Here is a 24,674-nt window from a genome sequence, read left to right on the forward strand (position 1 = left end):
AATCTCGATTGCTGGCTTTTTTATTTGAGAAAATCGAATGTCGATTTGCTCTACTATGCCAGTTTTTATAGTTATTGGGATAAATGATTAGTGCTTAACTAGGCGTTAAGCTTCGCGTGTTGTTTTAAGTGCTCAACAAACATAGAGATTTTCTTGGCTAAGTGCTTTCTAGAAGAGTAAAACGCATAAAGCACTAAATCTTCAGGTTCGTATTCTAGAGGGATGACTTCAAGCTTGCCGCTCTCGATCTCATCTTTGCATGATTCTATTGGAAGTATTGCGTATCCAAGCCCTGATAACGCGCCAGATTTAGCGAGATGGCCACTGTTTACTTTGAACGAGGATTGTACTGTTTGCGTAATATGACCTCCGTCGGGGTTTTTAAACACCCAGGGAGCACCATTTACTGCGGTAAGTGTCGTGATACAGGTAACATGATTTAAATCCGTAATTTTGTAAGGGCTGGCGTACTTATTAAGCAGTTGAGGCGCAGCCAAAATAGCACTGGGCCAGCGTTTGATTTCCCTTGCTACCCAATTGCTGTCAGACAAAGTCCCTCTATGAAAACTCAAAATGACATCAAAGCTATCAATAACATCATCTTTAGGGTTTAGCGTTGTATCGCAAGACAAAGAGATTGACGGGTATTGCGTGCAAAAGGTGACAACCGCTTTGGCCAGTACAGGTGTGTCTGGCATAAGAATACGTAGCTCTCCCGTTACGGTGTGCGAGTGGCGAGTCACGGTTTCTAGCGCGTTGTTGAGTTGTTCCAATAATGGACGAGTGCTGCTATAGAGCTCTTCTCCAGCCTCGGTAGGCGTCATTCGCCTTGTCGTTCTATTGAACAACCTGATGTTTAACTTTTCTTCAAGCAGGGCAATATGTCGGCTGACATTCGATGTTGGTATATTCAAACACTCAGCGGCTCGCTTAAAGCTGTTGTTTTCATACACACAGTGAAAACTTTTTAACCAGATTTGGTCGACGTTATCAAACATTCTATTGTCCCACTTTATTGGATTATCAAGCCAGCATATTGCACTTTATCCTCAGACTGAGTTGCATACAATTTTATTTAACAGTCAGAGCGGGCAAACGATGCAGATGTCGTGCTACGAGGTGATCAATAATGAGGTACTCATGAGTTGGCTAGAAAGGTTATTTGAGAATAAGAATATAATAGGTTCGCGCAAAGCGTCTATTCCTGAGGGCGTTTGGACAAAATGCCCTGAATGTGAACAAATACTTTATCGCGCGGCATTAAAAGAGAATTTGGAAGTATGTCCTAGGTGCTCTCATCACATGAGAATGGCTGCGCGTCAAAGGTTGATCTCTTTTCTGGACCATGGAACACAACAAGAGTTGGCAAGTGAGTTGGAACCGCAGGATATTTTGGGTTTTAAAGATTTAAAACGATATAAAGAGCGAATTGCCATCGCGCAGAAAACGACTGGAGAAAAAGATGCCTTGGTTGTGATGCAGGGGAAGTTACTAGGCTTGCCTGTTGTAGCTTGTGCGTTTGAATTCTCTTTCATGGCTGGCTCGATGGGGGCGGTGGTTGGCGAGAAATTTGTCCGCGCCGTTGAAACTGCGATTAATATAAAATCTGGGCTAGTGTGTTTTTCTGCTTGCGGAGGGGCGCGCATGCAAGAGTCTTTGGTAGCACTAATGCAAATGTCAAAAACCAGCGTCGCGTTAAACCACTTATCTGAGCACAGATTACCCTATATCTCAGTATTGACGGACCAAACTTATGGTGGCGTCTCGGCGAGTTTAGCCATGTTGGGAGACATCAATATTGGTGAGCCTAAAGCAAGCATCGGCTTTGCGGGAAGGCGTGTTATTGAACAAACGGTACGTGAAAAGCTACCAGACGAGTTTCAAAGAAGTGAGTTTTTATTGGTACATGGCGCATTAGATATGATTGTGGACAGACGTGAAATGCGTGATCGCGTTGGCGGCTTATTGGCTAAGTTAACCAACGCGAGGGTGGTCTCAGGATAGGTTGTATTAAAGTTAGGCTTAGTACTTGCGTTTATTGAGCCGTAATCATTACAAACCGTTCATTTTGCCCCCATCTTGGTTCCGCATTCATTAGGCTGAGATCCAACGCCGTTTGGTATGGGTCAACAGCAAAATGGTCGCTTACTAAACCCCAGAGCATCCAGTTGATTGCGGTTTCATTCTCGGTAAGCTCTTCGAGTTGCGCTTGGAGGAAAAAGTACTCATCTTCGCCATCGTAACCGAGCCGATCATAGATAATGTTGCGTAGCTCTCGATCCAAATCATGTTGGAGATTGATTGAGTCGTACAGTTGCTCTTCTGTTGGGCCATTCTCATGGTGATAAACATTGCGTTTTGACTCTTTGCGTAAAGTACCTGAGCCAGTTTCAATGCTTACTTTCTTTTGCGAGTGTTGCTCAAGAACTTGAATGATTTCATCCTCTAGTTGATCGAGTTTACTCAGCAAAACTTGATCGTTTATGTCACCAGCGGGGGAGGCCATCGTTTGGAAGGCTTTCACTCTCTCGTAGACTGCTTTACCGTGAGGAAGCGCTGCAAAGCACTGTTCTCGGAGCGCTTCATTGGCTTGCCAAATGCCCGAGTAGAGCTCGTAATCATGTGGATATGGTGGAAGATCTTCAGTATTTTCCCCTAATAATTCTCGCCAGCGCTTTTGCCACTGTTCTTCTTTTGAGTGTTTTACACGAGCGTATTGCTTAACCCAGCGGTTACGAAGTTTTACCCCAAAAATGGCAAGTCCCCATGGAGCGAGCAAATAAAAATAATAGTGAGAAGAGTTATCCCAAAAGTAACCGTAAACGTAAACACCAAAAGCAAGCACCCAAGTTCCAATAGTACAAGCAATAACCCCGGACATTATTGATGATTGGCGCTTTGTTTCTCTTAATGTATTACCTTCAGCACATAACCAAAAAATGCCGCCAAAAACAAAGGCAAACGTTGTCATGAAGTAGGCAATCCCCGCTCCCAAAAATCCCCAAAGTGACATGTATTATCCCTAGCCAAATATCTGCTTTATTCACTCATCAATGACTCGAGGAGTAAATGTGTTTGATTTGGCGGAGAATTTACCATTAATGCCAACCTTTTGATATGCACTCGATGACTTATTGGGAATGAGTCACAAATAAAAATAGATGGTATCAAGCATCAAAATTTAATTTAGAACCTTTGATTGTCGTGAACTCTATCTGGAAGAGTTAAGGGGGCGTTTAAGGGCAATTTTCCTCATAAAGTCGTTATTTAGAAAAAGGTAAATTAATGTTTTTATTGATAATTATGAGAAATCTTGGGTTGGGATTGATCCCATAAATTTAGAGTAAAAAGCCTATTTTTGGGAGCGATTTCATAAATTTTATGACACTGATTTCACTGTTTGAGCTGTAAAGAATATAAACCCCCACTCCATGTATGTTAATAATCAATGAGTGTTGTTATGTCTCATATCCGTTTTTTCCCGCGCCATCGTTTGGCGCTTGCTTGTATGCTAGCGAGTGTGTCTAGCTTCTCTTTTGCACAAAACCAGTGCGCTGTTGCTGATTTACAACAATCGAGAGACTTGGCTGCTGCCGTTTCTGGTGCTGAGTATGATTGCTACCACGCTTGGTTTTCAGCTCCTTCCGCAACGCTGAACGATATTTACAGCGAAGTGAGCTTAAGCCGTATCCAAGTCGCGTTGGATCAAGAAATTGCCCGCTATCGTGGAGAAGCAGAGCAAGCTCGTGTTCTAGAAAATCTGGGCGAGTTTATTCGTGCTGCATACTACGTTCGTTACAATGCTGGCACAGGTACACCTGAGTTTTCAGAAGCGTTGAGTCAGCGTTTTGCTCAGTCGACGAACCTATTCCTTAACAACCCTCATGCTTTGGATCAAGGCCGTGAACAAGTTGGCGCAATGAAGAGCCTGACGTTGATGGTTGATAACGTGAAGCAGTTGCCGCTGACCATGGATAGCATGATGGCCGCGTTGATGCACTTTAACCGTAAAACCGCGCAGGACACGCAATGGGTCGATGGTTTAAACAACCTGTTCCGTTCTATGGCAGGTCATGTAGCAAACGATGAGTTCTACCGCTACATGGCAAACAATACTCACCATATTGATACATTAGCGAGATTCGCATCTGATAACGCTTGGGCATTGGATGCGGATGCGAGCTTTATTGTTTTCAATGCATTACGTGAAACTGGTCGTTTGCTTGCGAGCCCAGATCAGGAGACCAAACGCAAAGCCTTGGCTGTGATGCAACAAGTGATGCAGCGTTACCCATTGGGCAGTGAGCATGACAAACTGTGGCTTGCTGCCGTAGAAATGATGAGCTACTACGCACCTGAAGGTTTAAACGGTCTGGACCTAGATCAAGCGAAGCAAGATCTAGCAGCGCGCGTGATGCCAAATCGTTTTGAGTGTCAGGGACCTGCCATCATTCGCTCTGAAGATCTAACCGATGCTCAAGCTGCGAAAGCGTGTGAAGTACTGGCTGCGAAAGAAGCCGACTTCCATCAAGTGGCGAATACGGGCAATCAACCTGTCGCTGATGACTTGAATGATCGTGTTGAGGTGGCGGTGTTTGCTAGTAACGACAGCTACGTTGATTATTCTTCGTTCCTGTTTGGTAATACAACGGACAACGGTGGTCAGTACCTTGAAGGGAATCCATCAAAAGCGGACAATACCGCCCGTTTCGTGGCTTATCGCTATGCGAATGGCGAAGATTTATCGATCTTGAATCTAGAGCATGAGTACACGCACTATTTGGACGCGCGATTTAACCAGTACGGCTCGTTCAGTGATAACTTAGCCCACGGTCATATCGTGTGGTGGCTGGAAGGTTTTGCTGAATACATGCATTACAAACAAGGCTACCAAGCGGCGATCGAACTGATTGCAGGCGGTAAACTGAGCCTTTCAACTGTGTTTGATACCACATATTCTCACGATACTAATCGTATCTATCGTTGGGGTTACTTGGCCGTTCGATTCATGCTAGAAAATCATCCGCAAGACGTAGAAAGCTTGTTGGCGTTGTCGCGTACTGGTCAGTTTGAACAGTGGGCGCAACAGGTGACGACATTAGGTCAACAATATGACGCAGAGTTTGAACGCTGGTTGGATACGTTAGAAGTGGAGCCAGAGCAACCAGTTACTGACCCAGAAGAGCCAATAGAACCAACAGAACCTGAAGCACAAGTGACTGAATTGACGGCGAACCAAAGCCTTCAACTCAGTGGCGAAGCGTACAGCGAAAAACTGTTCTACGTTGACGTACCAGCCAACACCGTTCGCTTTAATGTATCTATTGAAGGTGCGGGGGATGCGGATCTTTACATGAGCTACAACAAAGTTGCGCATTACTACGACTTTGAAATGAGCCAGTATGGCGATGGCAGCAATGAAGAGATTGTATTTGAGCCAGAGCAGGATGGTTACGTGAAAGCAGGTCGTTACTACATCAGTTTAACTGGCCGTGATAACTATGACTCAGTGAATCTTGTGGCTGCTTTAGACGTTGAAGCGCAAACACCGCCAACACAAGTGCAAGACGATTTGGCACCGGTGGTATTAGAGTCTGGTGAAGCAAAAATGCTGACCGTTCACAAGCAGCGTTATGCGGCAGTGTATGTACCTAAAGGTGTTGAAGAGATTCGTGTATGGCTAACGGCTCACTCTCAAACTGGTAATGTCGATCTATACGCCAGCAGAGAGCATTGGCCTACGGTTGAGCAACACGAGTACGTCTCCAACTATGCAGGTAGCAACGAATACCTTGCGATTCCTGTTACTGAAGCGGGCTATGTGCACTTCTCTCTTCAAGCACCAGAACAAGGTGATGACGTTGAAATGTTAGTGCACTTCAACTAAAACATGCTCGATTAGCTGAAATCGAGATAAAAAACGTCGCTCATAGAGCGGCGTTTTTGTTTGTATCGGATGCCATTGTGATCAAACAGCGGCGAATGCCAGTTAATCGGCTGATTTATCGAGTTATCCTTTGCTCTTTTTCTAAACGGCTTTAGGTTTGTATTACAATTTACCGCGCACATAAACTTTTTTAGCGACGCGTTCTGTGACCTAGCTTCTGATTTGTGCTTTCCAAACGGATACAATATATATGCACCCCGTGCAATAAAGTGAAAAGGGAAAGACATGAAAACGCTTATTTATGAAACGTTGATTAGCCTTGCTAACCAAGAACCAGAACAACATGCAAGAATCCGACAAAATCTATATGAACAGTTGGATCTGCCGTTCGATAAGCAGCTGGCTTTGTATTCTTGTGCCCTTGGTCCTGCAAGTTCAGGCAAGTTGGAGAGTAGTCAAGGCATTAACAACGCGGTAGATTGCGCGGTTAAACTGCTTGAAACACCTGAGCGCTAATTCACTCGTTGTTTAAATCACGGCCCGATCCCCAAGGGCCGTTTTTAATTACCTTTAAATTGATTCCAACGTCGTTATTACTCTGCTCTTTCCGCTAGCACTTCTTTGAATGCAAACATGCCGTTTAATGCCGCTGGAAACCCTGCGTAGACGGACATCTGTAAGATGACTTCTTTAATTTCAGCCTCGCTGCAGCCTACATTCAGTGCTGCATTGAGATGTACTTTCAGTTGTGGCGAACAATTCCCCATTGCCGTTAGCGCGGCGACGGTTGCGATTTCTCTCGATTTTAGGTCTAAGCCTGGGCGAGCATAAATATCGCCAAACGGATACTCAATGGTGTACTGAGCTAAATCTGGGCAAATATCTTGTAAGCTTTCGATGACGTTATGACCAGCGTCGCCATCAATGTGAGAGAGTAGTTCTAATCCTTTGTTAAAGCGTGATTGTTCCATTGATATGTTCCTAGTGAATAAATGCAAACATACCTTAATCCTTAGAGTTAACTCTAAGTCAACGAACTTTTCCGCTTTTATACAAGGCAATTTTTTCTTCTAGAGCCGTTAAGTGCTTTTGCTGCTGTTCAATGTGGAGCTTGAGGTTTTCTTGGTGTTGCTCTAACAAGGCTTGGCGTTGTCGTACAGACTCTGAGCCGACTTCCCTTAATTTTGCATATTCCAGAGTCTCTTCAAGCGGCATTGCAGTTTCTTTTAATCGCTTTACGAAGCTAATCCAGCTTAGATCTTTCGCACCATACACTCGATGCCCACTCGCGTTTCTATGGACATGTTTAAGTAAGCCAATTTTTTCATAGTATCGAAGTGTATGAGCAGACAAGCCGACGAGGCTAGAAAACTCTTTGATATTCATGATTACCCTCCAAGGTAATTCATACCAATAGGCATAAGCTAAGTTCCGCATTTTGAAGTCATTTCGGGATAGATACAAACGGTAATCTTCCATGTTTTAAGGTGGGATACGCAGAAGGGGGCTGTTTTGAATACGCGCCAAACGTGATCCACCTGCCAGTTTCACTTTATTAAAAATTAGTTACTCAATAGAGTGGTTTGGCTGTTTTTAGTCTTTGGCCTCCTTTAGGGCGTACCCGGGCATTTTCTTTTATATATTTTGAATGCAATTTTTTGCAATACAAAACAATGATTTAGTTTGTTTTATGTGCGGTGTGCTTGAATGTCATCTACTCGTTTACGTCCAGAACCGTTTCTACTTGGGCAATGGAGGAGTCACTACGCCTTCATTTTCAGCCTTGAGTTAGGGCGAAAAGGGTGAGGGCGTCTGATGAATAGCTCTTATAATTTCGACTATTGAATTCACTCACAAAAAAATGCAAACAAGTAATCGTGAGTGAAAACGAGTAGGAGAACAACATGAGTGGCTCACAGGAAATACAATCATTCGGTGCGAATGTTATCTTACATGCGTTTGATTGGAAGTATGCTGACATTGCCCAACGAGCAAAAGAAATCCACGAGCTAGGTTACGGCTCTGTGCTGGTTTCGCCACCAATGAAAAGCGCCCAGGATGATCGCTGGTGGCAGCGCTATCAACCTCAAGATTACCGTGTCATCGACAATGCGTTGGGTGATACCAAAGACTTTATCCGTATGGTTCGTGAACTGGAGCAAGTTGGCGTGTGGGTTTACGCTGACGTGGTGTTTAACCATATGGCAAATGAGGCCCACCTTCGCCGAGACCTCCAATACCCAAGGCAAGAGGTCTTGGAGGAATACCAACAAAACAAACAGAAATATCAGTCGCTAACGTTATTTGGCGACTTATCTCAACCGCTTTTTGATGAAGAGGACTTTGTTGAAGCGTTCGGTATTAAAGACTGGAAAGATAAATGGCAGGTACAAAATGGACGCATCACAGGTGGACCAACCGATCCTGGCTTGCCAACCCTCCGTGTTTGTGACCATGTCGTTGAGCAGCAACGCGCTTACCTAAAAGCACTGAAAGCCATTGGTGTGAAAGGTTTTCGTATTGATGCCGCGAAACACATGACGCTAGAGCACCTTAAACGTGTTTGGACAGACGACATCACGCGCGATGTGCATATATTTGGTGAAATTATTACCGATGGCGGTGCGACAGAAGAAGAGTATCAGTTGTTTCTTGAGCCGTATTTGCAGGAAACACGCTTAGGCGCTTACGATTTCCCGTTGTTCTCGACCATTTTTAAGGCGTTTGCTAAAAAGGGCAGTTTCAAGTCGTTGATTGACCCATACTGTTTCGGTCAGGCCCTTTCGCCTGGTCGCGCGATTACATTTGTTGTCACGCATGACATTCCTAACAATGACGTTTTTCTTGATCTGATCATGGATGAGGAAAACGAATGGTTAGCTTATGCCTACATTCTAGGCCGCGATGGTGGTGTGCCATTGGTTTATACCGACTTAAACACTAGCGGTATTACAGATAAAAATGGCAAACCAAGATGGCAAGGCGCATGGAACGATCCGCGAATGGCGAAAATGATCCAGTTCCACAATATGACGCATGGCGAGTCGATGAGTGTTCTTGAAGGTAACGATGATATGCTGGTATTTAAGCGAGGGAGCAAAGGCGTTGTTGTGCTTAATAAATCGCAGCGTCAGCAGTCTTTGACATTGAAAATGGATGGCGACTGGGTGGATTTGATGACGGATCAGGACGTTCCATCTGACGGTAAGTTAATTGTGCCACCTAAAGCCTCAATGTTGCTCGTCGAAAACTAAAAAATAAAACACCGAGCTTAGCGAACTCGGTGTTTATGTTTGTCGGCGGTCATTCAAGAACGGGTAAAGTCTAATGTAAAACCGAAGTCTTTCGCCTCTGCTATGAGGTTATGAGCACTCATTAACGCAACATTCAGCCTTTAAAAAGCCGATCACATCATCTAAACATTGGTACTCTGCAACGCAAAAAAGGGTTCGCCCCTCACGACGTTGGGTGAGAAGCCCGGCTGAGGCTAGACTAGAAATATGATGAGAGAGAGTGGATGCAGGAATGCCAAGCTTTTCTTGTACGCCGCCTACCGCGATACCTTTGTATCCCGCTTTGACAACTTCTTTGTAAATACTTAAACGAGTAGGATGCCCCAACTCTTTTAGTGCTTTAGCGACGGCTTCAAGCTCCATACTGACCTCTAAAGAATGACTACAGTAAATTTGTTTCGATAATAGGGAAAGTCTCGGTAAATGCCAACTCTTGTGATCTAGGAACGATTTAAATCAGATGAGATTCATACCGGCTCATACCAGCACAACAATAATTGTCTACTCCAATGAGACAGATCAATCTTCATTATTATTTCACCCCACGTTCAAACTCCCTCGTCTACACTCATGGGTGAGTTGTCAGTTGGCAGACCAAGGAGGCGGCCATGATTGCGGTTCATAGAGATTATTGTTTGTCTAACAGTTCGGATTTACATGCTCGCGTTAAAGTTAACCCTGTCGGTAAATTAGAAGTTGAGATTGTAGAACTTCAAGAGCGCCATACCACAGAGTTTGATGATTTGTCTTTTGAGAGCCGTGGGTGTGAAACTCGAATCTGTGGTAAAGAAGACACAACTCCGTGGCAGTTCAATCTTGCAGTTACTGATGCGTTAGAGCTTTCTCACTTAGTGGAAGAAGCAAACGAAGAGTATGAGATTTTAATGAATGATCTTATGTAATCTCGTGAGTAGATCATTTTATCCTGCACGGCATGTGGCTCTGTACTGAAAAAGAAAAACCTCCCAAGCGGGAGGTTTTTAATATTGAGCAAGTTACCGTCAGATCGGCTCTTCTCTCGGCGGTGTTAGTTCTTGAACGTTATCTTCATTGAAGTCATCGGCGTAACCTTTCGGCGGTGGCGTCCAACCACGTTCTGAGCGCGAGAGTTTGTCATGGCGATCTTTTTGCATCTCTTCCGCCATTTTTTCCTCTAACTGAATAAACAGTTGTCGGAAATTGTTGTCATAACGTTCGCCTTCAGAATCATCTTCCCAAGCTTTGTAGAGTATCTCGGACTTGCGTGCTTCAACACGCTTGTATGTCGCTTTTTGCTGCTCAACAAAGAAGGGATGAATACCGAGTGCTTTCATCGTGTGACCACCCATCTCCAATGCGGAATGGTAGGTTTCCGATTCAATAATATCAGCCCCAGCTTGACGCAAAAGATAGCCGTGACCACGGTCAAAGGCGCGTGCGATCACCGTTACTTTGGGGTACGTGTGTTTGACGTACTTCACCAGTTCCACACTCGATTCTTGGTTATCAATTGCGACGACCAACGCAGCCGCATGCTCGATGCCTGCAGTGTGCAGCATATCTGGTCGAGTCGCATCGCCAAAATAAGCACGAGTGCCAATCTGGCGCATGTTATCAACTTGGTTGGCTTGGTGATCGAGCACCACTGTTGTTACACCATTAGAAACAAGCAAGCGGTTAACAATCTGACCAAAACGGCCGATACCAGCGATGATTACTGTGCCTTTTTCTTCAATCGTATCGCTTTCCCTTTCGTTTGATTGAGTTTCAAAACGCGGCAGTATTAATTTGTCAAATAGAATGAACAAGCCTGGCGTTAAGAACATTGAAATCGCAACAACCAGCGCAAGAGTTTGCGAGAGTTCAAACGGAATGACGTGGTTTTGCACAGAGAAGCTTAGCAACACAAAACCAAATTCACCCGCTTGAGCCAAGCTTAAGGTAAACAGCCAGCGGTTGCTGCCTTTCACTCTAAATATCAGCGCGAGAATAAATAGCACCAAGGCTTTCAATACCATCACGCCAATGGTCAGTGCCATGATCAACCAGAAGTCACCAAATAGAACTGAGAAATTGATCCCTGCGCCGACGGTGATGAAGAACAGACCCAGCAACAACCCTTTAAATGGTTCGATATTGGACTCTAACTCGTGGCGAAATTCGCTGTTCGCCAATACAACGCCAGCCAAGAACGTTCCTAAGGCAGGAGATAAGCCAACCAAACTCATCAGTGCTGCGATGCCGATCACCAGCATCAATGCGGTGGCGGTAAAAATCTCACGCAGCCCAGAGCTAGCAACATAGCTCAGCAGAGGTCGACTTAAAAAGTGACCACCAACGACAACAATCGCAATCGATGCTGTGATGACTATTCCGTACGCCCAGCCCGGTAAATCGGCCACGAGGTTTAAATCGTCATGATGCTGCGCAGCCGTTTGAACGGCATTTTGTGCTTGTTCGACTAACTCCGGCAGGGCCAACAATGGAATGAAGGCCAACATCGGGATAACAGCGATATCTTGGAAAAGCAAAACAGAGAAAGCGTTTTGCCCACCTTCTGTCTTCGTTAACCCTTTTTCGCTAAAAGTTTGCAAAACAATCGCGGTAGAAGAGAGGGCGAAAATCAAACCGATGGCTAAGGCAATGGTCCAAGGCTGCTCAAAGTACAGGGCAATACCCATAATCGCCGCGATGGTACCGCCAACTTGAAGACCGCCTAAGCCCATTAAACGATTTCGCATTGACCAGAGCATTTTAGGCTCTAGCTCTAACCCCACTAGGAATAGCATCATAACCACGCCAAATTCGGCAAAATGCTGAATTGTCGTTGTTTCTTCACCAACTAAACCGATAATTGGACCAATTACCACACCAGCGATGAGGTAACCTAAAACGGAACCGAGCCCTAAACGCTTGGCAAGTGGTACCGCGATCACAGCGGCAATCAAATACACGAAGGCTTGTAAGAATATCCCTGTCATGAAGCCTCCTTGATGAGCTTCGGAAGTGCGCTGTTGAGTTTGATTAATGACGCAGCTGCTTCTACATCCAGTCTATCTTCGACTAATGCTGTTAGCAGGCTTTTGTACCGTTCGACATGACGGGGAATTCGTCCTTCCTCTTCGGCTGTACGTGCGCCGAACAAAGCAAGAGGCGCAATGTAGTGCATACCCGTGAGCGCTGACATTTGCTCAATAGGAGCGAGCAGTTCCCGAATCGTAAAATGGTTGTAGCCCTCGGCTTTATAAGCTTCTTCTTTGCCGCCGGCAGAAAGCACGCACAGCATGGTTTTACCTTGTAGTTCGGTTCCTTCAGTGCCGTAAGCAAAGCCATACTCCAAAACCAGATCTTGCCACTCTTTTAAAATTGCTGGGGTTGAATACCAATATAGTGGGAATTGAAAAACCACCACATCATGCTCGCGCAAGCGTTGTTGTTCACGGTCGATATTGATATCGAAACGAGGGTATTCACCATAGAGATCAACACATGTCACGCCTTCAATTTTTTGAGCTTCTTTGAAAAGTGGAGTATTCACTTCTGAACGATGCTGGGAAGGATGAGCAAAGAGAATTAATACTTTTTTATTCGCCATAAGGATCCTTGCTATCTAAATAACCATGCCCGGTAGGAGCGCAGGTTGGTTAGAAAATGTAACTCATAAATGGCCGTCAAGCTAGCTTGGAAAAGTGCTTAAGCTGTTTCAATATCAATAAAAAACCACCAAATAAGTTGGTGGTTTTGGCAAGCGTCAAATTTTAATTAATCATGAATAGGAACGACTAAAATATCGACTGGTGACTTGTTGATTAGATGTCTTGAGTAGGAAATGATTTTGCTCCAGAAATCTTGGTGATGGCCACAAATCAGCAAGTCCACTTCTTGCTCTTTGATGGTAATTTCGAGCTTATCGGCTAAATCACCAGTACCCACGAAGAAGTGTTTGAGTGGATAATCCATGTACTCACTGAATGTTCTCAAACATTCCATAGAGTGCTCATTCAGCGGCCTTTGGTCTGGGTTCTCTTTAATGTCTACGAGCTCACGATAAATTTCCCCGTGAGTTCCATCAATATGGATGAATGAAATATCGGAGTCGAGATAGTTAGCCATCGCTACGGCTCTGTCGATCAGAACTGTGCTTTCATCGGACAGTTCGAGTGCAACAAGGATATGTTTGTATTTCATTACCACGCCCTTATGTGGATTAGCTTTACTTTAAGCATAGTATGGCTTGGGCAAAATTTGTGTAGATAAGATCTCGAAATCGTTCAAAGTTTTGATAAATAATGCTGCTTGCTTTTTAGTCAGAAAACCCGCTAAACTTCGCAAATCATTTCTCTAGGAGATTACGCCAACATGAAGAACTAAACCTGTCATCCATATTTTTTACTTATTTTTTGGATCTGCAGGGTTAGTAGGCGTAGCTCACTTTCCGATATTTCTTTGCAACAAGACAAATTTTTGATTTGACGTTTATCGTCGAGCTTTACATAAAGCTTAATGCGTTTGTGCACGCGTTTTGTTGCAATCTCAAATCATAGCTACGGCTGTTGTCCCTGTCATACAGGAGGCAAATTATGCCAGTTTTACAAGCTTTTAATGTTAGCCATCAGTTTGATAATGGCGAGGCGCTATTCCAGTCTATTTCTTGTTCCATGACTAAACGACGTGTTGGTTTGGTTGGGCGCAATGGAATCGGTAAGTCGCTTTTGGCTTCCATTTTGGCGGGCGAAACTCAGCCTTCCAGCGGTGTAGTGACTTTTCCCTCTTCTTTCATGATGTATCGCCAGCAGCCGTCTGATTTGCTTTCAGGTCAGCAATCGATCGCCCAGTTTCTGGGAACAGACTCGGTCTTGCATGCTTTAAAGCAGATTGAACAAGGTGATGTTTCTGAGCATTGGTTCGAACTGGTTGGCGAACAGTGGGATATTGAACCGAAACTCAAACAGCAGCTTGCTGCGATGGGCTTGCCGCAAGACCCTGATTTCTCATGTGCTCGGCTCAGTGGTGGTCAGTTGGCGCGTTTGCAGTTATGGCAATTGTTTGAAAACGAAGCGGAGCTTTTGATTCTCGATGAGCCATCCAATCACCTCGATACCGAGGCGAAACAATGGCTGATAGAGTCTATGACGCATTTCGGCGGCGCGATTTTACTCATCAGTCACGATCGTGAGCTGCTGCGATCAATGGAGGAAATTTGGGAACTATCGGGCCTAGGTTTACAGGTTTTTGGTGGAAATTACGATGTGTATGCCGAGCAAAAACGCACTGAGCTGCAAGCGGTCGAAAGGCAGTTAGTGCAGGTCGATAAACACAAAAAACGGTTAGCTGAGCAAGCCCAGAAAAATCGTGAAAAAGCAGACCAACGCGCCGCGCAAGGGAACAAACTGCGCAAAGACGGCAGTCAGCCCAAAATTTTGCTTGATGGCAAAAAGGATAGCGCGACCGCCAGCACCTCAAGTCGCAATAAGAATGAGCAACCCAGACAAGCGCATTTACAAGCCAAAGAGCGGGCGTTGCAATCGCGACATGAGCAGTTCAAAGCGCAAAAGCTTTATCTTGCAGATAATCCGAACCGTTCGCGAAAAGTATTGTCGATACAAGAAGGTATATTGCCTTTTGGAGATTCTACTCCTATCACTTTGCAGATTTTTGCGAACGATAAAGTCCATCTCAAAGGGAAAAATGGCTGCGGAAAGTCAACCTTGTTAAAGACGTTGCTTGGCGAGTTATCGTTGCTGAGTGGTGAGCTGCAAGTGAATACACCCTTGTATTATCTCGACCAACACTTTGGCGCAGTGAATCCAAATCTTTCGTTACTTGAGAACGTAATGGAGACCTGCCAAGAGATGACGGAAAGTGAAGCGAGAACCTTACTGGCGGGGATCGGTTTTCGTCGAGACGCTGTGTTTCGGTTGGGGTGCGTACTAAGCGGTGGCGAGAAGATGAAGCTCGCAATGCTGATCGTCAGCCATCAACACTCCCAGCCTTTGCTGCTGCTTGATGAACCAGATAATCATCTCGATCTCGAGTCAAAAATAATGCTTAGTCAGGCGTTAAATGTATACAAAGGTGGATTTGTTCTGATTAGTCACGACCAAGATTTCGCTTCTGAGTCTGGGGTTTTGCGCCAAATCGAGCTGACTTAGACGAAAGAGAGTAAACGCCATCGTAGCTCTTCAGTGTTGTTCCCAAGTTCTACACTTCCACTTACTAGTTTGTAGAACTGGCAGGAAATGAGGGAGTTAGGATGGCTTTCACAACTCGTTTAATGAAATTAGATTCATTTTGTCGATATATAGTAGAGTTCTGATGTATTGCACAAAAAGACAACAGAAAAATAAAAAGGAATTTCATGAAAAAGAACACCCTAGCGTTCGCAACGGCTCTCGCACTCGGAAGTGTGTTGTCTGTGGCGCATGCAAATGAAGCGGCGCAATCGTCGGTTGAACAGGTAACCCCGAAAGCCATCACGTATCCAACCACACAAAAAGTGGATGTTGTCGATGACTACTTTGGTACAAAAGTGAGTGATCCTTATCGCTGGTTGGAAGACGATCTCAGCCCAGAAACCGCAGAATGGGTGAAGGCACAAAATGCAGTGACGTTTGATTATCTGTCGAAAATCCCTTACCGCGAGCAGATTGAAGAGCGCATCACTAAGCTCATGGACTACGAAAAGCAAAGCCAACCGTTCAAAGAGGGTAAGTTCACTTATTTCTACAAAAATGACGGGTTACAAAACCAAGACGTGCTTTATCGGCAGTTAGGTGATGGTGACGCAGAAATTTTTCTCGATCCAAATACTTTTAGTGAGGATGGCACCACATCGTTAGCGGGAGTGAGCTTTTCACGGGACGGTTCTTTGGTCGCATACAGCATTTCGGAAGGCGGTAGCGATTGGCGCAAAGTCATTGTGGTAGACACAGAAACCAAAAAGCCCGTCGGTGAAACGCTGGTGGATATTAAGTTCAGCGGCATCAGTTGGCTCGGCAATCAAGGTTTCTATTACTCAAGTTATGACAAGCCACAGGGGAGTGAACTCTCCGCGAAGACAGATCAACACAAGCTCTACTTTCATAAGCTTGGGACGAAACAAAGTGAAGACCAGCTGATTTTCGGCGGGTTTGAGGAAGAGAAATACCGTTATGTTGGCGGCTATACGTCGGATGATGAACGCTACTTGTTTATCTCAGCCAGCGTATCGACATCGGGTAACAAACTGTTCTTTAAAGATCTGAGTAAGCCAAACAGCCCACTTAAAACCATTTTAGATAACACCAGTTCTGATACTTGGGTAATAGACAACCAAGGCACGAAGCTGTACTTGGTTACGAACCTTAACGCGCCGAACAAACGCGTCGTGACGGTGGATGCGAGTCAGCCGCAGTCCAAAAACTGGAAAGATTTGATCCCTGAAACAAAGAATGTGTTACGCGTTTCTACCGCGGGTGGCAATTTGTTTGCGAGTTATATTGTTGATGCGATCTCGATGGTGAAGCAATACGACATGAACGGCAAACTCATCCGAGAAATCAAATTGCCTGATATTGGCAGCGCATACGGTTTCTCGGGTAAAAAAGATGAAACCGAAGTCTACTATTCTTTCACCAACTACAAGATGCCAAGCACTACGTATCGTCTGAACATCAAAGATGGTGATAGCGAGGTGTACTACAAATCTAAAGCGCCATTTGATCCAGCTTTGTATGACTCTCGCCAGGTGTTTTACACCTCAAAAGACGGAACAAAAGTGCCGATGATCATCACCTATAAAAAAGGGACACCGATGGACGGCAGTGCACCAACCATCCTATATGGTTATGGTGGTTTCAACATCAGCCTCACACCATCTTTTAACCCGACACGTGCGGCTTGGTTGGAGCTTGGTGGTGTTTACGCGGTAGCGAACATTCGTGGCGGTGGGGAGTATGGTAAAGAGTGGCACAACGCTGGCATTCAAATGCAAAAGCAAAATGTGTTTGATGACTTTATTGCGGCGGCTGAATTCCTAATCGATGAAAAGGTAACGTCATCAAACAAGTTAGCCATTAACGGTGGATCGAATGGTGGCTTGTTAGTGGGGGCAGTTATGACGCAACGTCCAGAGCTGTTTAAAGTGGCGCTGCCAGCAGTCGGTGTACTGGACATGCTGCGTTATCATACTTTTACCGCAGGTGCTGGTTGGGCGTATGACTACGGTACGGCAGAGCAAAGTAAAGAGATGTTCCAATATCTGAAAGGTTATTCGCCAGTGCACAATGTAAAAGCGGGGGTGGAATACCCAGCAACATTGATTACAACGGGTGATCATGATGATCGTGTTGTTCCTGCTCACTCTTACAAATTTGCTGCTGAGTTGCAGTCAAAACAGGCGGGTTCAAATCCGACCTTGATTCGCATCGAAACCAATGCAGGGCATGGTGCTGGCACACCAACTCGTAAAATAATTGAGACAAATGCAGATATTTATAGCTTTGCACTGTTCAATATGGGGATAGAGAAACTGCAATAGTGCGAATCGTTTGTGTTTTTAGTTAACGAAATGCATTGGTGCTTTTGCACTCGAAAATAAAAGGGAATCACAGAGTGTGATTTCCTTTTAATTTATTGTGGAGTAACTATTCTAAATTGACCGCAAGGCTAATTAAATTAAGGTATTTGCAATTTATTACATCTATCTTCTTTACCTGAAGAGTAATATACGATAAAAATAAAACTTGATCGCGATCACCTAACACCATTGCACTCCTTATTTATATGGTAAATTTAATTAATCATTTGTTCTAATGATAATTGAATTTTCATAAGTTTTAATATTCCCTTCTTCGTAAAGCTTACCAAATTTCAAGTTATATAAGATATAAGTAGCAGTGATTGAACTTTTACGACGCTTTATTTTATTTTAATTAAAACGTCTAATGTTTCGTCATTATTAAATTTGCTTTGATAATTTATATTATCCAAAGCGAGTTGTGTTGCTTGCTATTTATGATGACCTCATGACGTGAATAATTTTTATAATCATTAAAATGGATACAGTTTTATGAATTTAGTGAAACCGTCTGTTGTTATCATGGCAGCAGCCCTTCAACTCGCGTCTTCTGCTTATGCTCAGACAAATAATGACGAAGAACTACAAGATATGTCTGACCCACTTGCGGTTTACACCCAAGCGGGCTTTGGTATTACTGACAAAGGCGCAAACATCAAAATCGGTCAAACTTACCAATCTAGCCAGCCTGGCACCATGGCGATGAACATCATCGAAATGAAAGGCATTGGTGGTGAGCTATTTGGCATTCGCGACAATGACGATCCAATGTATGCCAATGTTGATGACAGCATTGACTCGTTCCGACTACGTAATTTCCAAGTAGAAGTCGCAAAAGGTCTAGGCCGTCAATTGGATGTAAACTACGACGTTGATAACGATAAATTAGATGCATCTTATAGCTTTATTCAAGGCCTACCTAAGTTTGGTATGTTGCAGTTATTTCCTTTAGCTGGTGCGGGTGTCACTATTGCTAATGGTTTTAGTGGTGATGACAAAGGTTATGAAATTCCAGGTACTTTCACCGTTGTCGGTATGTACTCAAAAATTGAATTAACCGACAAAATCTGGATTAACTACAACCCAATGTATATGCATACATTGTCAGGGTCTAGTCAATATAAAGATACTTATTACGCGGGTGAAGATAATATCTTAACTCATGAGTTTGCGTTGTCTTATCAAATTAATCCTCGCGCAAATATTCGTTACTTTGCAAACTGGAATGAGCACGTCAATTTCGGTGATGGTGATCACCGTATCGAATTTAACTACCAATTCTAACTCCCTCGTTTATTTCCAGAATAGAAAGTGTGTTTATCCATATATTTAAATATTTAGGCTAGGGCACTTTCTACATAAAGTAGGTTTATCATGAAAGCCAAATATAAATTTGCGTTGGTATCTATTGCTATATCTTCTGCATTACTATCAGGATGCAAAACTGGCGATATCGCAACGAAAACTGCCCAAGCACCCTCTGTTGAAACCGTTACCCTAACCGAAACAAAAATCACTCCTTATCATACTTTTATCGGTCGAACTGAAGCGGTAAATGACGTTGATATTATGCCTCGAGTCGGTGGCGAATTAACCGCGATTCATTTTAAAGATGGCGATATGGTCGAAAAAGGCCAATTGCTGTTTGAAATCGACGACCGTCCTTACAAAGCGGCACTGGCGTATGCAAAAGCGTCGTTGCAAAAAGCAAAAGCACAACTCGTTCAAACTACGCGTGATGCAGAACGAGTGAAGAAACTCATCAAAGATAAAAGCATCAGTGAGCAGCAATACGATGACGCCATTGCTGCGCACGCCGCAGCGATTGCTTCGGTAGAAGAGGCGAAAGCGACGCTGGTTTCAGCAAGGCTCGATCTTGAATTTAGCTCTGTGCGTGCTCCTTTCTCTGGCCGCGTGGGTTTCAGCAACTTCCGAGTGGGTGACCGTATTTCGAAAATTCAACTCGTTCCTCTTGTTTCGATCACTCAAATCGACCCAATTCGCTTTGGCTTTGATGTGGATGAGAAGCTCTACCGCCGCGTAAGAAGCGCGATTGATCTGGCTCATCGTAACGATGACAAACTGGATGTTGATTTAACACTGACGCTTTCAGACGGTTCATTGTATCCGCTTGATGGCAAGATCTACGCCGTTGGCAACAAGATCGATTTAGAAACAGGCTCAATTCGAGCAGAAGCACAATTTGATAACCCAACTTACGCGCTTATGCCGGGTGAATATGGCAACTTGACCATCAAGCTGCGCAACAAAACCATTGATGGTTTGCTTATCCCATCGGCGGCTGTTCAGCAAGACCAAGCGGGTGACTACGTCATGGTGGTTGGTGATGATCACGTGGTGTCACGTCGTAACGTTGAACTTGGTCAGACCTACGGTGTGAAACGTGCTGTGCTGACTGGCTTGGCGGCTAACGAAAAAGTCATCGTCAATGGTCTACAAAAAGTGCGTCCGGGTGCAACGGTGAAAGACGTTGAACTACAGAGTGAACAAGGCTGAGTGAGTACTGATGTTAAGTAAATTTTTCATTCATCGGCCGAAGTTTGCTTTGGTGATCTCACTGGCGATGACATTGATGGGTATGATCGCCCTGAAAGTCTTGCCAATTTCTGAGTATCCTCAAATCTCTCCAACGGTAATTACGGTGAGCACCATGTATCCGGGTGCAAACGCGGACGTGGTTAAAAAGACGGTAGCACAACCGATAGAAGCCAAAGTCAACGGCGTTGAAGACATGATTTACATGTCTTCTGTGATTGGTAACGATGGCTCATACACACTGCGTATTTACTTCCGAGTGGGCGCAGATGGCGATATGGCGCAGGTTCGTGTGAACAACTTGGTGGCACAGGCAACGTCATCTCTACCACAAGAAGTAAACCAAATCGGTGTGACGGTTAAGAAGAAATCTTCCGACATGCTGGGCGTTATTACACTGCGTTCTCCGAAACAGTCTCACGATAGTATCTACCTTTCTAACTACGCGGATCTCAATATTGTTGAGCGTCTAAAACGTATCGAAGGTATGAGTGACATTACGCTGCTGGGTAAGAAAGACTACTCAATGCGTATTTGGTTGAACCCAAATAAACTGGCCACCTTGAAGCTTTCTGCTAGCGATGTTATTGGCGCAATTAAAACGCAAAACATCCAAGTGGCGGCGGGTAAGATCGGTGGTATGCCAGCTCCGGGTGACCAGCAATATCAATATGTTTTGCAAACCAAAGGCCGCCTTACTTCTGCAGAAGAGTTCGAGAACATCATCATCCGCGCGAGCAAGAAAGGTTCTTTGATTCGCTTGAAAGATGTGGCTCGTGTGGAAGTTGGCGCACAAGGTTACGAAGCTGATGGTCGTATGAATAACGAACCAGCCGCCGTTCTGGCCTTGTATCAGTTGCCGACAGCGAACGCGCTAGACGTGATGGAACGCGTGAAAGAGGCCATGAAAGAGTATGAGAAATCGTTCCCAGATGATTTGGTCTACGACATCGCGTATGACTCTACCGAATACGTAGAGACATCGATTGATGAAGTGTACGAGACGCTGGTGATTGCGGTACTTCTTGTCACCTTCGTTGTGTACGTTTTCTTGCAGAACTGGCGAGCGACCATCATTCCAACCTTAGCGATTCCGGTTTCCATCATTGCGACGTTCGCAATCATGGGCGTGATGGGCATGACCATTAACACCATCTCGTTGTTTGGCTTGATCCTCGCCATCGGTATCGTGGTGGACGATGCGATCATCGTGGTAGAGAACGTGGAGCGGGTTATCCATGAAGAGCATTTAGACCCGATTCCGGCCACGATCCAAGCCATGAAAGAAGTGACGGGGCCAGTATTGGCAACAACGCTTATTTTGTTGGCGGTATTCGTACCGGTTGCGCTATTGCCGGGTATTTCTGGTCGAATGTTCAACCAGTTCGCGGTCACCATCTGTGTGTCGGTGCTGATCTCTGCGATCAACGCATTAACGTTAACGCCAGCGCTTTGTGCGTTGATGTTGAAATCAACTCACTCGCAACCTATTGCACCTTTGCGTGCGTTTAACCGAGGTTTTGAAGCAATAACGCGCAAATACCAAGGTTTAGTTGGCTTCTTGAGCCGCCGCATTGTGCTGAGTATCGCTGTGTATGGCGCGCTTATTGCGGTGCTGGCGTTTGCGTTCATGACCGTACCTTCTTCTTTCGTACCGAACGAAGATAAAGGCGTGTTCATGGTCGAAATGCGTTTGCCAGACGCAGCAGCATTGCAGCGTACTGCACCATTAATGAAGAAGTACGTTGATGAGCTAAAACAGATGAAAGGTGTGGAGAACGTGGTTTCGGTTGCGGGCTTCTCGGTAATTAACATGGCGTCGATTCCAAACTCGGGTATGTTGATCATCAAACTGGATAACTGGAGCAAACGTAAAGACCCTGAGCTACACCAACGCGCATTGATGAATAAAGTTAACCAAATGCTGAACTCAACGCCAGATGCCGCTTCGTTCGTTTTCGCGACGCCGGCAATCAAAGGCATGGGTGCGGTGGATGGTTTCAACCTTGTGCTGCAAGACAACTTGGGCCGTTCTCCACAAGAGTTGGCAAAAACAACCGCTGATTTTGTTGCCCAAATCAATCAACTGCCTGAAGTGGCGCGTGCGTTCTCGATTTTCCGTGCGAACATTCCGCAACGTTACATCGATATTGACCGCGATAAAGCGATTTCGATGGGCGTACCGTTGAATGAAATCTTCAGCACACTGCAAGCACAGTTGGGCGGTGCCTACATTTCTGACTTCAACTTGTTTGGTCGTTCGTACCAAGTGAAAGTGCAAGCAGAAGAGCAATACCGTGACAACATCGACGACATCAACCATCTGTTTGTTCGTTCAAGCTCTGGAAAAATGGTGTCACTGGCAACGCTAGTGAAAGTGAAGCCGATCTTCGGCCCTGATACCTTGTCGAACTACAACATGTTCAGTTCTGCAACCGTGAACGGTGCGCCAGCGCCAGGCTACAGCTCGGGTGATGTCGTAAAAGCCATTGAAAAACTGGCTGCAAAATCTTTGCCAAGTGGTTACTCGTACGAGTGGTCAGGCATGACTTACCAAGAGATGAAAGCAGGCAACATGGCACCAATCGCGTTCGCATTGTCTTTGCTGTTCACCTACTTGTTCTTGGTGGCTCAGTACGAAAGTTGGACCATTCCTGCTGCGGTAATGATGGCGGTTCCAGTCGCGATTCTCGGCGCAATGGGGACGTTATTACTGGTGGGACAACCGTTCGATTTGTACGTGCAGATTGGTGTGGTCATCTTGATCGGTATGTCCGCCAAAGTGGCGATTCTTATCGTGGAATTTGCCAAAGTTCTGCGAGAAGAAAAGGGCTTATCCATCATTGATGCTGCCAAAGAAGCTGCTCGAATCCGTTTCCGTGCAGTACAGATGACCGCATTCGCCTTCATCTGGGGGGTATTCCCGTTGGTGATTGCATCGGGTGCTGGTGCGGCATCTCGTCACTCACTGGGCTTTGCGGTATTCGGCGGCATGATTCTTTCTACGTTTGTAGGCACGTTGCTGACGCCAGTGTTTTTCGTGATGATGCAATCTCTGCGCGAGAAGTTTAAGCGAAAGAAACTCACTGAACTTGAGGTGAGCGAGCAATAACGCTGATTTCAACCGACTGACTCCACAACACCCCCACGCTGTATGCGATTGGCCAATGCCTTTCATTGATATACAACCACCGTCGCAGCGTGGGTTCCCCAAACAATAATAGGTTTTAGCATGAAAAATCTTTCAAAAATCGTCGTAGCGAGCTCTCTACTGACGTGTGCTGCTGCGCAAGCGGGTGGGTTATACCTTTACGAAACAACAGCATCGGATATTGGTTTGGCATCCGCTGGTATGGCGGCTCGTGCGCAAGATGCCTCAGTAATGGCTGCAAACCCGGCTGGTCTGGCGAATGTTTCTGGTAAATCTTTCTCTGGTAACCTGATTGGCCTTTACGGTGACGCGCAACTAGACACGATGACTGGCGATGCTGGCAACGTAATTGGTTTTGTTCCTATGGCGTCGGCATTTTACAGCCAACAAGTGAACGACAAATGGACGCTGGGTATTGGTTTATATGGCAACTACGGCCTTGGTCTCGAGTACGAAGGTCTTTTGGATAATCATTTAGATATTCCTACAGCAACGACACAAGCCTTGACCATTCAACCTTCCGCTTCTTACCGCATCAATGATCACTGGTCTGTGGGTGCGGCGCTTGGCATTCAGTACGGTATGTATGAAGTTGAAGCTGAAGGGACGTTGGCTAGCTCTGACATGCATAAAAAATACTTAGACGAAGACCAAGATACTCAAGTCAACGGCCGAGTAGGTGTGCTTTATGAGGCAACACCAGGCACGCGTCTTGGTCTGTCTTATTCTTCTGAAACCGAATTTGAATTCGACAATAGTAACTCCATTGCTCCACAACAACTGATCTTCAGTGCTTACCACGAAGTGAATGATGACGTAGCGGTGATGTGGAACGTGAACTGGCAAGACTGGAGCGAATACACAACCACGCTGAACGTAGAGACACAAGACACTTACCAAATCGCATTGGGTACTCAGTACAAACTGAATGAAAAAATGATGTGGAATGCCGGTTTTGCATTCGATACCAGCATGTATGAAAGCCAATCAAACGGTGACATTACCGTTCCTACTGGCAAGGCGTACCGCATTGGTACAGGCATTGATTACACATTGGATTCAGAAAACTCAATTGGTTTCGCGTTTGAAGCGGTCTTGATGGAATCGTCAGAAACACCACGCTTACAAGCTGGCTTTGATGAGCCTGCTCTGTACTTCATGAGCATGAGCTACAACTGGAAAAACTAATCATTCCTAATCGCTAAAACGCCTTCCTTACAGGCCATTCTACCCTAACTACCTGCACTGGAT

At 45.0% G+C, this 24,674-nt stretch carries 19 protein-coding genes; 11 read left to right on the forward strand and 8 right to left on the reverse strand.

Annotated features, from left to right (window positions below; translation table 11 throughout):
* Positions 1 to 98: 98 nt before the first annotated feature.
* Positions 99 to 998 carry a LysR family transcriptional regulator gene (locus ACZ5ZC_RS05265; RefSeq protein WP_395185811.1) on the reverse strand — a complete coding sequence of 300 codons (900 nt, stop codon included), beginning with the start codon at positions 996 to 998 and terminating at the stop codon, positions 99 to 101.
* A 142-nt stretch (positions 999 to 1,140) separates the two neighbouring features.
* Here ACZ5ZC_RS05265 and accD point away from each other — a divergent pair, with 142 nt between their 5' ends.
* Entirely contained in the window at positions 1,141 to 2,004 is an 864-nt protein-coding gene (accD, locus tag ACZ5ZC_RS05270; RefSeq protein WP_464931459.1) for an acetyl-CoA carboxylase, carboxyltransferase subunit beta, read from the forward strand.
* Positions 2,005 to 2,035: 31 nt separating this feature from the next.
* Here the strand turns inward: accD and ACZ5ZC_RS05275 are convergent, their stop codons facing one another.
* Positions 2,036 to 3,013, reverse strand: coding sequence for a hypothetical protein (locus tag ACZ5ZC_RS05275; RefSeq protein ID WP_464931460.1), 978 nt, complete (start codon positions 3,011 to 3,013; stop codon positions 2,036 to 2,038).
* 447 nt (positions 3,014 to 3,460) lie between these two features.
* Here ACZ5ZC_RS05275 and ACZ5ZC_RS05280 point away from each other — a divergent pair, with 447 nt between their 5' ends.
* Positions 3,461 to 5,887, forward strand: coding sequence for a M9 family metallopeptidase (locus ACZ5ZC_RS05280; RefSeq protein ID WP_464931461.1), 2,427 nt, complete (start codon positions 3,461 to 3,463; stop codon positions 5,885 to 5,887).
* 285 nt (positions 5,888 to 6,172) lie between these two features.
* Complete coding sequence (locus ACZ5ZC_RS05285) at positions 6,173 to 6,403, forward strand: PAS factor family protein (protein ID WP_005375384.1); 231 nt, start codon at positions 6,173 to 6,175, stop codon at positions 6,401 to 6,403.
* 77 nt (positions 6,404 to 6,480) lie between these two features.
* On the opposite strand, the gene ACZ5ZC_RS05290 is transcribed toward ACZ5ZC_RS05285, so the two are convergent.
* On the reverse strand, positions 6,481 to 6,858 hold the full coding sequence (locus ACZ5ZC_RS05290; protein WP_053809605.1) for a carboxymuconolactone decarboxylase family protein: 378 nt from the start codon (positions 6,856 to 6,858) through the stop codon (positions 6,481 to 6,483).
* A gap of 58 nt (positions 6,859 to 6,916) precedes the next feature.
* Positions 6,917 to 7,273 (reverse strand): MerR family transcriptional regulator, encoded by a 357-nt coding sequence (locus ACZ5ZC_RS05295; RefSeq protein ID WP_464931462.1) that lies wholly within the window; start codon positions 7,271 to 7,273, stop codon positions 6,917 to 6,919.
* 518 nt (positions 7,274 to 7,791) lie between these two features.
* Between ACZ5ZC_RS05295 and ACZ5ZC_RS05300 the strand changes: the two genes are divergently transcribed.
* On the forward strand, positions 7,792 to 9,141 hold the full coding sequence (locus tag ACZ5ZC_RS05300; protein ID WP_301657613.1) for an alpha-amylase family protein: 1,350 nt from the start codon (positions 7,792 to 7,794) through the stop codon (positions 9,139 to 9,141).
* A 108-nt stretch (positions 9,142 to 9,249) separates the two neighbouring features.
* On the opposite strand, the gene ACZ5ZC_RS05305 is transcribed toward ACZ5ZC_RS05300, so the two are convergent.
* Complete coding sequence (locus ACZ5ZC_RS05305) at positions 9,250 to 9,543, reverse strand: ArsR/SmtB family transcription factor (RefSeq protein ID WP_005375388.1); 294 nt, start codon at positions 9,541 to 9,543, stop codon at positions 9,250 to 9,252.
* A 245-nt stretch (positions 9,544 to 9,788) separates the two neighbouring features.
* On the opposite strand from ACZ5ZC_RS05305, the gene ACZ5ZC_RS05310 reads away from it, so the two are divergent.
* The gene (locus tag ACZ5ZC_RS05310) at positions 9,789 to 10,082 is read left to right on the forward strand and encodes a hypothetical protein (RefSeq protein WP_054867530.1); all 294 of its coding nucleotides are present in this window, start codon (positions 9,789 to 9,791) and stop codon (positions 10,080 to 10,082) included.
* A 99-nt stretch (positions 10,083 to 10,181) separates the two neighbouring features.
* Here ACZ5ZC_RS05310 and ACZ5ZC_RS05315 read toward each other — a convergent pair whose 3' ends face one another.
* The 3 genes from ACZ5ZC_RS05315 to ACZ5ZC_RS05325 all read right to left on the reverse strand — a co-directional run bounded on the left by ACZ5ZC_RS05315 (position 10,182) and on the right by ACZ5ZC_RS05325 (position 13,347).
* Entirely contained in the window at positions 10,182 to 12,140 is a 1,959-nt protein-coding gene (locus ACZ5ZC_RS05315; RefSeq protein WP_104972817.1) for a monovalent cation:proton antiporter-2 (CPA2) family protein, read from the reverse strand.
* Entirely contained in the window at positions 12,137 to 12,754 is a 618-nt protein-coding gene (locus ACZ5ZC_RS05320; protein WP_005392538.1) for an NAD(P)H-dependent oxidoreductase, read from the reverse strand. The genes ACZ5ZC_RS05315 and ACZ5ZC_RS05320 overlap by 4 nt, the downstream gene beginning before the upstream one ends.
* 167 nt (positions 12,755 to 12,921) lie before the next feature.
* Positions 12,922 to 13,347 (reverse strand): universal stress protein, encoded by a 426-nt coding sequence (locus ACZ5ZC_RS05325; protein ID WP_005392539.1) that lies wholly within the window; start codon positions 13,345 to 13,347, stop codon positions 12,922 to 12,924.
* 392 nt (positions 13,348 to 13,739) lie between these two features.
* Here ACZ5ZC_RS05325 and ACZ5ZC_RS05330 point away from each other — a divergent pair, with 392 nt between their 5' ends.
* From ACZ5ZC_RS05330 to ACZ5ZC_RS05355, 6 genes are all read left to right on the forward strand, one after another.
* Positions 13,740 to 15,311 carry an ATP-binding cassette domain-containing protein gene (locus ACZ5ZC_RS05330; RefSeq protein ID WP_464931463.1) on the forward strand — a complete coding sequence of 524 codons (1,572 nt, stop codon included), beginning with the start codon at positions 13,740 to 13,742 and terminating at the stop codon, positions 15,309 to 15,311.
* A gap of 206 nt (positions 15,312 to 15,517) precedes the next feature.
* Positions 15,518 to 17,677 (forward strand): prolyl oligopeptidase family serine peptidase, encoded by a 2,160-nt coding sequence (locus tag ACZ5ZC_RS05335; RefSeq protein WP_464931464.1) that lies wholly within the window; start codon positions 15,518 to 15,520, stop codon positions 17,675 to 17,677.
* 531 nt (positions 17,678 to 18,208) lie between these two features.
* Positions 18,209 to 19,000: a hypothetical protein gene (locus ACZ5ZC_RS05340; RefSeq protein WP_021450687.1), complete on the forward strand. Its 792-nt coding sequence runs from the start codon at positions 18,209 to 18,211 to the stop codon at positions 18,998 to 19,000.
* Between the two features lie 90 nt (positions 19,001 to 19,090).
* Complete coding sequence (gene vmeP, locus ACZ5ZC_RS05345) at positions 19,091 to 20,233, forward strand: efflux RND transporter periplasmic adaptor subunit VmeP (RefSeq protein WP_054867532.1); 1,143 nt, start codon at positions 19,091 to 19,093, stop codon at positions 20,231 to 20,233.
* 10 nt (positions 20,234 to 20,243) lie between these two features.
* Complete coding sequence (gene vmeQ, locus ACZ5ZC_RS05350) at positions 20,244 to 23,384, forward strand: efflux RND transporter permease subunit VmeQ (protein WP_432595940.1); 3,141 nt, start codon at positions 20,244 to 20,246, stop codon at positions 23,382 to 23,384.
* A gap of 120 nt (positions 23,385 to 23,504) precedes the next feature.
* The gene (locus tag ACZ5ZC_RS05355; protein WP_054867533.1) at positions 23,505 to 24,611 is read left to right on the forward strand and encodes an OmpP1/FadL family transporter; all 1,107 of its coding nucleotides are present in this window, start codon (positions 23,505 to 23,507) and stop codon (positions 24,609 to 24,611) included.
* Positions 24,612 to 24,674 lie beyond the last annotated feature (63 nt).

Source organism: Vibrio sp. JCM 18905 (assembly GCF_055393305.1).

Bases quoted from the DNA above. Each gene is read 5' to 3' on its own strand.
- accD (WP_464931459.1), top strand. From the start codon at position 1,141: ATGAGTTGGCTAGAAAGGTTATTTGAGAATAAGAATATAATAGGTTCG.
- ACZ5ZC_RS05295 (WP_464931462.1), bottom strand. From the start codon at position 7,273: ATGAATATCAAAGAGTTTTCTAGCCTCGTCGGCTTGTCTGCTCATACA.
- ACZ5ZC_RS05305 (WP_005375388.1), bottom strand. From the start codon at position 9,543: ATGGAGCTTGAAGCCGTCGCTAAAGCACTAAAAGAGTTGGGGCATCCT.
- ACZ5ZC_RS05265 (WP_395185811.1), bottom strand. From the start codon at position 998: ATGTTTGATAACGTCGACCAAATCTGGTTAAAAAGTTTTCACTGTGTG.
- ACZ5ZC_RS05340 (WP_021450687.1), top strand. From the start codon at position 18,209: ATGAATTTAGTGAAACCGTCTGTTGTTATCATGGCAGCAGCCCTTCAA.
- ACZ5ZC_RS05330 (WP_464931463.1), top strand. From the start codon at position 13,740: ATGCCAGTTTTACAAGCTTTTAATGTTAGCCATCAGTTTGATAATGGC.
- ACZ5ZC_RS05280 (WP_464931461.1), top strand. From the start codon at position 3,461: ATGTCTCATATCCGTTTTTTCCCGCGCCATCGTTTGGCGCTTGCTTGT.
- ACZ5ZC_RS05290 (WP_053809605.1), bottom strand. From the start codon at position 6,858: ATGGAACAATCACGCTTTAACAAAGGATTAGAACTACTCTCTCACATT.
- ACZ5ZC_RS05310 (WP_054867530.1), top strand. From the start codon at position 9,789: ATGATTGCGGTTCATAGAGATTATTGTTTGTCTAACAGTTCGGATTTA.
- ACZ5ZC_RS05355 (WP_054867533.1), top strand. From the start codon at position 23,505: ATGAAAAATCTTTCAAAAATCGTCGTAGCGAGCTCTCTACTGACGTGT.
- ACZ5ZC_RS05335 (WP_464931464.1), top strand. From the start codon at position 15,518: ATGAAAAAGAACACCCTAGCGTTCGCAACGGCTCTCGCACTCGGAAGT.
- ACZ5ZC_RS05285 (WP_005375384.1), top strand. From the start codon at position 6,173: ATGAAAACGCTTATTTATGAAACGTTGATTAGCCTTGCTAACCAAGAA.
- ACZ5ZC_RS05275 (WP_464931460.1), bottom strand. From the start codon at position 3,013: ATGTCACTTTGGGGATTTTTGGGAGCGGGGATTGCCTACTTCATGACA.
- vmeQ (WP_432595940.1), top strand. From the start codon at position 20,244: ATGTTAAGTAAATTTTTCATTCATCGGCCGAAGTTTGCTTTGGTGATC.
- ACZ5ZC_RS05300 (WP_301657613.1), top strand. From the start codon at position 7,792: ATGAGTGGCTCACAGGAAATACAATCATTCGGTGCGAATGTTATCTTA.
- vmeP (WP_054867532.1), top strand. From the start codon at position 19,091: ATGAAAGCCAAATATAAATTTGCGTTGGTATCTATTGCTATATCTTCT.
- ACZ5ZC_RS05320 (WP_005392538.1), bottom strand. From the start codon at position 12,754: ATGGCGAATAAAAAAGTATTAATTCTCTTTGCTCATCCTTCCCAGCAT.
- ACZ5ZC_RS05315 (WP_104972817.1), bottom strand. From the start codon at position 12,140: ATGACAGGGATATTCTTACAAGCCTTCGTGTATTTGATTGCCGCTGTG.
- ACZ5ZC_RS05325 (WP_005392539.1), bottom strand. From the start codon at position 13,347: ATGAAATACAAACATATCCTTGTTGCACTCGAACTGTCCGATGAAAGC.